Annotated in this window: 10 protein-coding genes and 1 pseudogene; 6 read left to right on the top strand and 5 right to left on the bottom strand. The window is 74.7% G+C overall.

Annotation, left to right across the window (positions count from 1 at the left end; all coding sequences use genetic code 11):
* Positions 1-118 precede the first annotated feature (118 nt).
* Positions 119-1,474: a phosphodiester glycosidase family protein gene (locus PV341_RS40405; protein ID WP_500323187.1), complete on the top strand. Its 1,356-nt coding sequence runs from the start codon at positions 119-121 to the stop codon at positions 1,472-1,474.
* A 22-nt stretch (positions 1,475-1,496) separates the two neighbouring features.
* Here the strand turns inward: PV341_RS40405 and pspAB are convergent, their stop codons facing one another.
* The 3 genes from pspAB to PV341_RS40390 form a co-directional block, all read right to left on the bottom strand.
* Positions 1,497-2,081, bottom strand: coding sequence for a PspA-associated protein PspAB (gene pspAB, locus PV341_RS40400; protein ID WP_500323186.1), 585 nt, complete (start codon positions 2,079-2,081; stop codon positions 1,497-1,499).
* Positions 2,081-2,983 carry a zinc metalloprotease HtpX gene (gene htpX, locus PV341_RS40395; protein WP_499515403.1) on the bottom strand — a complete coding sequence of 301 codons (903 nt, stop codon included), beginning with the start codon at positions 2,981-2,983 and terminating at the stop codon, positions 2,081-2,083. The genes pspAB and htpX overlap by 1 nt, the downstream gene beginning before the upstream one ends.
* A gap of 110 nt (positions 2,984-3,093) precedes the next feature.
* The gene (locus PV341_RS40390) at positions 3,094-4,056 is read right to left on the bottom strand and encodes a quinone oxidoreductase family protein (protein WP_500323185.1); all 963 of its coding nucleotides are present in this window, start codon (positions 4,054-4,056) and stop codon (positions 3,094-3,096) included.
* Between the two features lie 159 nt (positions 4,057-4,215).
* On the opposite strand from PV341_RS40390, the gene PV341_RS40385 reads away from it, so the two are divergent.
* The 4 genes from PV341_RS40385 to PV341_RS40370 all read left to right on the top strand — a co-directional run bounded on the left by PV341_RS40385 (position 4,216) and on the right by PV341_RS40370 (position 7,239).
* Positions 4,216-4,491 (top strand): isoamylase early set domain-containing protein, encoded by a 276-nt coding sequence (locus tag PV341_RS40385; RefSeq protein WP_500360407.1) that lies wholly within the window; start codon positions 4,216-4,218, stop codon positions 4,489-4,491.
* Between the two features lie 100 nt (positions 4,492-4,591).
* On the top strand, positions 4,592-5,608 hold the full coding sequence (locus tag PV341_RS40380; protein ID WP_500323182.1) for a lysylphosphatidylglycerol synthase transmembrane domain-containing protein: 1,017 nt from the start codon (positions 4,592-4,594) through the stop codon (positions 5,606-5,608).
* Positions 5,609-5,630: 22 nt separating this feature from the next.
* Positions 5,631-6,722: a hypothetical protein gene (locus tag PV341_RS40375; RefSeq protein ID WP_500323181.1), complete on the top strand. Its 1,092-nt coding sequence runs from the start codon at positions 5,631-5,633 to the stop codon at positions 6,720-6,722.
* 49 nt (positions 6,723-6,771) lie between these two features.
* The gene (locus tag PV341_RS40370) at positions 6,772-7,239 is read left to right on the top strand and encodes a GNAT family N-acetyltransferase (protein WP_500360405.1); all 468 of its coding nucleotides are present in this window, start codon (positions 6,772-6,774) and stop codon (positions 7,237-7,239) included.
* Positions 7,240-7,255: 16 nt separating this feature from the next.
* On the opposite strand, the gene PV341_RS40365 is transcribed toward PV341_RS40370, so the two are convergent.
* The gene (locus PV341_RS40365; protein ID WP_500323177.1) at positions 7,256-8,401 is read right to left on the bottom strand and encodes a citrate synthase/methylcitrate synthase; all 1,146 of its coding nucleotides are present in this window, start codon (positions 8,399-8,401) and stop codon (positions 7,256-7,258) included.
* 115 nt (positions 8,402-8,516) lie between these two features.
* Between PV341_RS40365 and PV341_RS40360 the strand changes: the two genes are divergently transcribed.
* Entirely contained in the window at positions 8,517-9,746 is a 1,230-nt protein-coding gene (locus PV341_RS40360; protein WP_500360403.1) for a citrate/2-methylcitrate synthase, read from the top strand.
* A 19-nt stretch (positions 9,747-9,765) separates the two neighbouring features.
* On the opposite strand, the pseudogene PV341_RS40355 reads toward PV341_RS40360, so the two are convergent.
* Positions 9,766-10,123 (bottom strand): annotated as a pseudogene (locus tag PV341_RS40355) (hypothetical protein); the annotation flags it as partial.

The raw sequence follows: 10,123 nt of genomic DNA, 5'->3' as shown, positions 1-10,123 counted from the left end.
CGCTTTCACCGTATCGAGTCGAATTCCCCCTCACGCGCGGCGTGGTGGTGCGACAACCCAGCCGGTCCGGGCAACCATTGACCATTCGTCAGATAATCGGTTTTCGGGCTGGAGCGACGTGACTCGACGACCCCGCCGGGTGCGCCTGGCGATCTCCGCGACGCTGGCGTGGAGCGCCGTGCTCGGCGGCGCCGGCGGGGCCGCCGCCGCGGTCGCCGGGGACGGGCTGCGCTACGGCGCGACCACCCGGCTCGCCTCGGGCGTGGACTACCGGACGTTCACCTACCGGGGAGCCCACGGCACGGCCCGCGGACACCTGCTGACGGTGGACCTGCGCACGCCGGGCGTCACGGTGGACCTGCTGCACCCCGGTGTCGTCGCCGGACGCGGCACGGTCTCGGGGCTCGCCGACGCCGCGGGCGCGGTGGGCGGCATCAACGCCGACTTCTTCAACATGAGCGAGGCCCAGCACCCCGGGGTGCCCGCGACCGGTGCCGCGGTCGGTCCGGCGGTCGCCGCGGGACGGGCCCTGAAGTCGGCGGTGCCGCCGGCCCAGCGCTTCGGCCCCAAGCTGCCGCCCGGCGCGACCACCGAGGACGTCCTCGCGGTCGGCACGGACCGGATCGCCCGGCTCGACCGGCTCCGGCTGTCCGGCTCGGTCAGCTTCGAGGAGGGCACGGTGCCGCTCGCCGGCCTGAACCAGTACGCGCTCCCGGTCGGCGGCGTCGGCCTGTACACCTCGGACTGGGGCAGCGCCTCCCGGCTCCGCGCCGGCTGCGGCGACGACACCAGGCGCGCGGCGCCCTGCAGCAACGACACCTACGAGGTCATGGTCAGCCAGGGCGAGGTGGTGGGCGTCGGCGAGGGCCCGGGAGAGGGCGAGATCCCGCCCGGCGCGGTGGTCCTCGTCGGCCGCGAGGCGGGGGCGGAGGCGCTGCGCCTGCTGGAGCCCGGCGACGCGGTCGACGTGCAGCAGCGACTGGTGGCCTCCGCGTACGGCGGCGGGTACAGCTTCGCCGTCGGGGGCTACCCGATCCTGCGCGACGGCTACCCCGTGGACGGCCTGGAGAACGGCGTCACGGCGACCCGCACCGCGGCGGGCTTCGGCGACGACGGGCACGTGATGTACCTCCTGGCGCTGGACGGGAAGGCCGAGTCGGGCGCCGGCCTCACGGTCCGCGAACTCGCCTCCCTGATGTCCGGCATCGGCGCCCAGGCCGCCGTCAACCTCGACGGCGGCGGCTCCTCCACCCTCGTCACCCGCGCCCCCGGCGCGTCCCGCGTCAAAGTCCGCAACCACCCGGCGGGCGGCACGGAACGCCTCGTCGCCAACGGCATCGGCGTCTTCACCACCGGCGGCCCACAGCGCCGCGGCCGGACCCTGGACCCGGCCCGACTCGGCATCGAGGAGTTCCCGCATGTGCAGGGGCCCCCGCCGGTCGAGGCCGTGGTGGACGTGCAGCCCTGGGGGTGAGGACCGCCGGACCGCCTGCCCTTCAGCCCCCCAGGCCCGGCGCGCCCCAGAGGGGGAACCAGCGGCCCAGGTCCTCCTCGAGGCGGAGGTCGTTCCCGAGCAGGGCCTTGACCTGGAGCTCCAGGGGGTTGTCGCGCTTCTCCCCCGGAAGCGGGACGAACGGGTAGAACGAGCCTCGTTTGTAGAGGTAGACCAGCGCCAGCGACCGCCCGGCGTCATCGCGGAAGGTGGCCAGGGAGCAGAGCAGCTGGGGGCCGAAGCCGTGCCCCTCCAGGGCCGAGTTGACCGCGTGGAGGTCGCCGACCAGGGCCGGCAGGTCCTCGGCCGGACGCCGGACGACCAGCCATGTGTACCCGTACGCGTCGCGGACGGACTCCACCGGCACGGCGCCCTGGCCGGTGTCCATGTCGAGGAGCGCCCGCACGTCCTGCTGGACCTCGGCGAACGCGCCGCCCTCCACGGCGGCGAAGCACACCGAGCCCACGCCGGTGGGCCGGAAGCCGGCTGCGGCCTCCAGGGTCACGGCCGCCGAGGGGAGCCCGAACAGCTGGTCCAGGTCGGGTCTGACGGGCTTGCTGCGGCCGAGCAGCGCGTCCAGGAACCCCATCAGCGCCGTCCCAGCTCGACGGAGATCCGGCCGAGCTGCGCCAGCCGCTGCTCCAGCGTGGGATGCGTGGACAGCAGCTGGGCCAGGCTCTGGCCGCCGGCGAGGGCGGGGACGAAGTAGAAGGCGTTGAAGGGCTCGGCCTTGCGCAGGTCCTCGGTGGGGATGCGGGCCATCTGCCCGGAGACCTTGGTCAGCGCCGAGGCCAGGACGGAGGGCCGCCCGGTGAGCAGCGCGGCGGAGCGGTCGGCGGACAGCTCGCGGTAGCGGGACAGCATCCGGGTCAGCAGGAAGCTGACGCAGTACACGAGCGCGCTGACCAGCGGGATCAGGATGACCACGATCGCGGTGCCCGGGTCGCGGCTGTTGCGGCCGAGGCCGCCCCACAGTCCGATGCGGGTGACCACCCCGGCGAGCACGCCCAGGAAGGAGGCGATCGTCATGACCGCCACGTCCCGGTGGGCGACGTGGGAGAGTTCGTGGGCGATGACGCCCTCCAGCTCCTCGGGCTCCAGCCGGCGCAGCAGGCCGGTGGTGGCGCACACCAGGGCCGCCTTCTCGTTGCGTCCGGTGGCGAATGCGTTGGGGACGTCGCTGTCGGCGATCGCGACGCGGGGTTTGGGCATGTCGGCCAGGGCGCAGATCCGGTCGACGACGCCGTGCAGTTCGGGGGCCTGCTCGGGCGTGACCTCGCGGGCGCCCATGCTGAAGGCGGCGATCCGGTCGCTGAACCAGAACTGGGCGATGAACAGCCCGCCCGCGACGATCAGGATCAGTGGCCAGGCACCGCGCAGCAGGGCCAGCAGGACGCCCACGAACACGACGTACAGCAGCCCGATCATGAACATGGTGACCACCATGCGGGTGGTCAGCCCCCGGTCGGGGGCGAAGCGGGTCCTGTCCATGGCCCCTCCCGTTCCTCCGGGCCGCCGGCCGCGGCTTCGTGCTCCGCTGTCGATTGTGCCTCCGCCGGCACGTGAACGGCGGGGGCGCAGGCGCGGCCGGCCCGGAGTGATCAGCCTGCCGGGTCGAGCGTGAGCTTGCCGTAAGTACGGCGGGCCCGCAGGTCCTCGTGGGCGCGGGTGACCTCGGAGAGCGGGTACCTGCCGCCCTCCTGCGGCTTCAGCCGTCCGTCGGCCGTCATGGCCAGCAGGTCGGCCATCGGCTCGCGGTACATGCCGGGGCGCCCCAGGCAGTGCATCAGCCAGAAGCCGACGACGGCCCGGGAGCGGCCCATGAGCTGCGCGGCCTGCACCGGGGTCGGGGGGACGCGGGAGGCGAGTCCGTACGTCACCAGGCGGCCGAAGGGGGCGAGTGCGGCCAGCGAGGCGTCGAAGACCGGGCCGCCGGTCATCTCCAGCACGATGTCGACCTTCTTGCCGCCGTTGGCCTCGACGAGCCGCTCCTTCAGCCCCGCGGCGTCCGTGGCGTCCGCCTCGATCGCGACGTCCGCGCCGAGCTCCAGCGCGAGGTCGCGCTTGTCCTTGGAGGAGGCGGTGGCGATGACCCGTCCCGCACCGAACTCCTTGGCGAGCTGCACGGCGAGCGAGCCGGTGCCGCCCGCGGCGGCGTGCACGACCACCGACTCGCCCGCGGCCATGCGGGCCGAGGTGCGCAGCAGGTGCCAGGCGGTGAGGCCCTGGACGACCAGGGCGAGGGCCTGGCCGTCGGTGACGCCCTCGGGCACGTCGTGGGCGAGGTACTCCTCGACGACGGCCTTCTCGGCGTAGCCGCCGTTGTCGGTCAGGGCGACCACGCGGCGGCCGCCGGCGGTGCGGCCGACCACCTCGGCGCCGGGCACGAGGGGCAGGGTGGCCTTGGAGAGGTAGGAGTTCTCCACCAAGTGCGTGTCGGCGTAGTTGACCCCCGCCGAGGAGACCTCGACCAGCAGTTGCCCCGGCCCCGGCACGGGATCGGGCAGCTCGACCTGCCGCAGCACCTCCGGCCCGCCGAATTCGGTGATCTGGATCGCGCGCACCGCGACTCCCTCCGCGTACGTACCAACGTCGTCCGGGGTCACGATAGCCCGTAACACCGACCAGTCGGTATGTGACTTTCCCCGGAGCACCGGAAGAATGTGGGGCACCCGAGCACCGCACGTGTCCTCCGTCCCTCGTCCGCCCCGCAGGGAGAGCCCATGCTCAGGCGCAGCAAGCTGTTCGGCCGCAAGACGCGGATCACCTTCGCCCTCCCCGTCGACCACCCGCCCGGCACCGTCAGCGTGGTCGGCGACTTCAACGGCTGGGAGCCCGGCCGGCACACCCTCGTCCCCCGCCGCGACGGCACCCGCACGGTGTCGGTGATCCTCCCGGCGGGCGTGCACCGCTTCCGCTACCTCGCCACCGATGCGATCTGGTTCGACGACGAGTCGGCCGACCGCGTGGACGACCAAGGCAGCCTCCTGGAGCTGTAGGCCGTCCCGCGCGCCGGGGCGCCGTCCGGCCCCGCCCCGTACCACGGGGCGGCCGGACGCGCCGCCGGATGAGCGGTACGGGTCACCGCACCGTATGGTCGTGCGTAGGTACGGCCGGGGCTGCGCCGGGGAGCACCTCACGGCAGCGGGCGACCGCGGCGACCGGAAGGGCACGAACGGCATGTGGCGGCGCCTCCCAGTACGTCAGATCGTCGGTGTGGCACCGCTGTTGCTGGTGGCCCTGATCGTCCTGCGGCAGTGGCCGATGGTGGACGCCGGTACCGACCGGCTGGGTTCCGCCGACGCCGAGTGGCTGCTGGCGGCCGGGGCCGCGACGCTGCTCGCCTGGGTGTGCTCGGCGGCCGCCCAGCAGGGCGCCGTGCTGGAGCAACTGCCCACGGGACGCCTGCTGGCCACCCAGTTCGCCGCGTCCGCGGCCAACCACATCCTCCCGGCGGGGGTCGGCGGCAACGCCGTCAACCTGCGCTTCCTGCTGCGCTGCGGCCTCTCCCCCAGTCGTTCCGCGGCCGCGCTGACCGTGCGGGCGCTGGCGGCCTGCGTGGTGCGGATCGGGCTGCTGGTGGTCCTGCTCGCGGCCTTCCCGCACGCCCTCGACCTGCGCAAGGTCGTGCCCGGGCGGCCCGGTCCGACCGTCGCCCTCATGGCCGGCGCGGCGCTCTGCCTGGTCCTGGTGGTCCTGCTGTCGGTGCGCCACGTCCGCCGCACCGTCCGCTCGTTCCTCGGCACGGTCGCCACCGACGTCCGCGCGGTGCACGGCCGTTCCGCGCGGGTGGCGGCGCTGTGGGCGGGTTCCCTGGCCTTCCCGGTGATGCACGCCGCGGTGCTGGTCGCGGTCGTACGGTCGCTGCACGCGCCGGTGCCGGCCGCGCACGTCGCGGTGGCGTACCTGGCGGGCAGCGCGGCGGCGGCCCTGCTGCCGACCCCGGGCGGAATCGGCTCGCTGGACGTGGCCCTGGTGCTGGCGCTGGTCACCGCGGGGGCCACCGGCGTGGCGGCGACCTCCGCGGTGCTGGCGTACCGCATCGTCACCGTATGGTTGCCCCTGCTCCCCGGTGTGCTGGTGCTGGCCGCGCTGGTCCGCCGGCGGGTGCTGTGAACCGTCCGGGGAGGGAAGTCCAGTGCGCGTCCTGATCGGTCTCGTCGGGGCGCTGGTCGTCGCCGGGACCTTCTCTTCGGTGCTGCGCACGCTGGTGATCCCGCGGCCGACCCGGTCCAGCTTCACGCGCCTGGTGCACGCGGCGGTCCACCTGCCCTTCCAGTTCGTCGCGGACCGCTGCCGGACGCCCGAGGCCAAGGACCGTGTCCTCGTCCCGGTGGCCGCGGTGTCCATCCTCGCCAACCTGATCGGCTGGCTGGTCGCCTTCTGGGCGGGGTACGCCATGCTGCAGGCGGCGGTCAGCGACCTCGCCCCGATCAACGCGCTGCGGGAGGCGGGGTCGTCGCTGTTCACGCTGGGCTTCGCCAGCAGCCACCACGTCGACCTCACGGTGATCGACTTCATCGCCGCCGCGACCGGCCCGATCACCATCGGCCTCCAGATCGGCTACCTGCCGACCCTGTACGCCGCCTACTCGCGCCGCGAGGCGGAGGTGACCCTGCTGCAGGCCCGGGCAGGCAACCCGCCGTGGGGGCCGGAGATCCTCGCCCGCTACGCCCAGATCGGGCTCACCGACAGCCTCACCGAGCTGTTCCGCAACTGGGAGCGGTGGGCGGCGGAAGTGAGCGAGAGCCACACCAGTTACACGGTGCTCAGCCGGTTCCGCTCGCCGCAGCCCGACCGCAGCTGGCTGATCGCGCTGCTCGCCGTCATGGACGCCGCCGCCATGCAACTCGCCCTCAACCCCGGGCGCCCGCAGGCCGAGGCCCGGCTCGCCCTGCGGGCCGGCTTCGTCTGCCTGCGCGACATCGCCGCGATCTGGCGGATCCCGTACGACGCCGACCCCTCGCCCAACGCGACCATCAGGCTGCCGTACGAGGAGTTCGCCGCGGCGGTCGCCCACGCCGCGGCCAACGGCTACCCGCTGGAGCGCACCCCCGAGGAGGCGTGGCCGCACTTCCGCGGCTGGCGGGTCAACTACGAGGAACTGGCCTACCGTTTCGCCTACCTCTTCGACGCGGTCCCCGCCCCCTGGTCCGGCCCCCGCCGCACCATGGAGGAGACCGTCACCCCGGTCACGCCGGTCGACCGCAAGCCGGCCGCCCGGGAGTAGCGGCGGCCCGGCCCCCGGCGGGCGCGGCAGGGGCGTTACGGTGACCACCGTGCCCATCAGCCCCGGCCCGACGGCCGACACCCGCCCCGCGCGGCCCGCCGACCTGCCGCACCTCCTGCGGTGGGAACGCGACTACATGCGTGCCGTGGAACCCGCCGCCGAGGCGGCCTGGACCGAGGCGATCGACCTCAACCTCGGCCTGTGGGTGGAGTGCCTGGACCGCACCCTCGTGCTGGACGCCGGCGGCGGGCCGGGCGGCTCGATGATGTGGATGCCGGCGGGCGACGGCAAGGCCCTGCTGGTCGGCCTGCACGTGGTGCCCGCCCTGCGGCGCCGCGGCTTCGGCCGCCTCCTCCTCGACGCGTTCGCCGCGCAGGCCCGCGCGGCCGGCCACGGGACGCTGACGCTCGGCGTCCACCGCGTCAACCCGGCCCTCCACCTCTACGAGGGCGCGGGCTACCACCGCACGGGCGAGGACGGCGACTACCTCCTGCTGGAACGCCCCTCGGCGCCCTGACCGGCCCCCGGACCCCTCACGCCGCCGGCACCGGCTGGGGCGGCACCGGGCCGACGTAGCGGGCGGCCGGACGGATGATCTTGCTGTCCTCGGCCTGCTCCAGGACGTTGGCGCACCAGCCCACGACACGGGCGCAGGCGAAGGTGGGGGTGAACATCTCGCGCGGCAGGCCGCACAGCTCCATGACGACGCCGGCGTAGAACTCGACGTTGGTGTGGAGTTCACGGCCGGGCTTGAGCTCGGCGAGGATCGCCTCGACCCGCGCCTCGACCTGGACGGCGAGGTCGACGAGCGGGCCGCCGAAGGACCGGGCGATCTCCTTGAGCATCCGGGAACGGGGGTCCTCGGTGCGGTAGACGGGGTGGCCGAACCCCATGATGCGGTCGCCCGCCAGGACGCGTTCACGGATCCACGGGTCGATGCGGTCCGGGGTGCCGATGGCGTCCAGGGTGTCCAGGGCCCGGCTCGGGGCGCCGCCGTGCAGCGGGCCGGACAGCGCGCCGACGGCGCCGGTGAGGCAGGCGGCGAGGTCGGCGCCGGTCGAGGCGATGACGCGGGCGGTGAAGGTGGACGCGTTGAAGCCGTGGTCCACGGTGGAGATCAGGTACCGCTCGGCGGCCCGGGCGCGGGCCGGGTCGGGCTCCTCGCCGGTGAGCATGTACAGGTAGTTGGCCGCGAACGGCAGGTCGTCGCGCGGTTCCACCGGCTCCAGGCCCTGACCGAGCCGGTACAGGGCGGTCAGCAGCGTGGGCACGACGGCGGTCGCGGTGAGCGCGTCGGACAGCCGACGCTCCGGGTCGATGTCGTACAGCGGGCGGAACCCCTCGGCCGCCCCCAGCAGGGACAGCGCCGAGCGCAGCCCGGCGAGCGGGCCGCTCAGCGCTCCGGAACGGGCGACGGCCGGCAGCGCGTCGCGGACGGCGGCGGGCAGTCGGCGCAGCGGGGCGACGCGCCGGGCGAAGGCGGCGCGCCCGGCGGCGTCGGGCAGCGTGCCGAGCAGCATCAGGTGCCAGACGTCCTCGAAGGTGCGGCTCTGCGCCAGGTCGACGGCCGAGTACTGGCGGTAGTGGTAGAAGCCCTCGGTGCCGCGGACGTCGCCGAGCGCGGTCTCGGTGACGACGACTCCCTTCAGGCCGCGGGGTACGTCGGGGGTGACGGGCATGACGGTCACGGTGGTCCTCCGGTGCTGCTTCGACGGCTCGGCATTGACTCGACCATCCATCATTGATTCAATCTCCGTCAATATTGATTGAATCAATGTGTGGTGAGATGGAGTCATGACGACGGAGGAACGGCTGAGCACTCGCGAGGCGGCCGGGCGGCTCGGGGTCAAGCCGGAGACGGTGTACGCCTACGTCAGCCGCGGCCTGCTGAGCAGCCGGCGCGCCCCCGGCGGGCGCGGCAGCACCTTCGACCCCGAGGAGGTCGACGCCCTCGTGCGTCGCAACCGGCGCGCGGCGCAGCCGCCCCCCGAGGACGACGGCATGGGCCCCGTGCGCACCGCGATCACCCTCATCGACGGGGACCGCTACTACTTCCGCGGGGTCGACGCGACGGCCCTGGCCGAGCGGTACGGCTACGAGGAGGTGGCGGAATGGCTGTGGACCGGCGTCCTGCGTTCCGGGGTGCGTTTCACCGCGCCGCCGCAGGCGCTGCAGGCCGCCCGGCGGGCGGTCGGGGTGCTGCCCGGGCACAGCGGCCCGATGGACCGCCTGCGGGCGACCGCCGTCGCGGCGGCCGTGGCGGACCCGCTCCGGTTCGACCTCTCCCCCGAAGCCGTGCTCGGCGCCGCCCGCGGCCTCATCCCCACGCTGGTCCGGGCTCTGCCCTCGGCCGGGACCCCGCACCAGGGAGAGGGCCGGCTGGCCTGGCGGCTGTGGTCCCGGCTGTCCGATCACCCGGCCGACGACGCGTCACTGCGTGCGCTGGACGCGGCGCTCGTCCTGCTCATCGACCACGACCTGGCCGCCTCGACACTCGCCGTGCGCGTGGCCGCCTCCGCCCGCGCGCATCCGTACGCCGTGGTCTCGGCCGGCCTCGGGGCCCTCGACGGCCCGCTGCACGGGGCCGCGAGCGGCCTCGCCCACCGCATGCTCGCCGAGGTCCTCGACCGCGGCAGCGCGGCGGCCGTCGTCGCCGACCACCTGCGCGCGGGCCGCCGTGTGCCGGGGCTCGGCCACCGCCTCTACCGGGCCGAGGACCCGCGCGCGGTCATGCTCCTGCGGCTGCTCGAGGACGTCCCGTACGCGGAGCGCGCGCTGACCGCCGCCCGCGAGGTGGCCGCCACGACGGCCCGTCACACCCCCGTCCACCCCAACGTCGACCTCGCCCTGGCAGTGCTCTCCGTCTCCGCCGGTATGGTCCCCGAAGCCGGCGAGACGGTCTTCGCGGTCGCCCGGACGGCGGGCTGGATCGCCCATGCCCTGGAGGAGTACGAGGAACCCCCACTGCGCATGCGCCCGAGCGGGCACTACGTGGGCCCGCGCCCTCCGCAGCCGCTGCCCTGAGGCCCGCCGCGGGGGTCCGTCAGCCGAGTTGCGTGGGCATCGGCACCTCGACGGCGTCGGTGGGCAAACCGGTGGCCGGCGTCCAGTCCGGCGTCGGCGGCGTGCGCGGCACCGGCGATCCGGAGCCCTCGGGGTTCTGCTCGATCGTCGTTCCGGACCCGTGCCCCCGGCCGGCCGTCCCGCCCTGGGTGGGGCGCGGCGGCGCGGCCGTCCGCCCGGGCCGGGGCGCTGAGCGCGCAGGGGAGGCGGATGCCGAGGCCGGGGCCGACGGCTCGGGCGGTGCGGAGGACGTGGCGCCCTCCCCCGGGCATCCGGCCACCGCCAGCGCCGTGAACAGCCCCGCCCCGGCCGCCAGTCCCCACCGGCCCGTTCCGTCG

The sequence above is a fragment of the Streptomyces sp. PA03-1a genome (genome assembly GCF_033792805.1).
Taxonomy (GTDB): Bacteria; Actinomycetota; Actinomycetes; order Streptomycetales; family Streptomycetaceae; genus Actinacidiphila.
The sequence above is the reverse complement of the archived record's forward strand: the minus strand, read 5'-3'. Positions and strand labels throughout refer to the sequence as shown.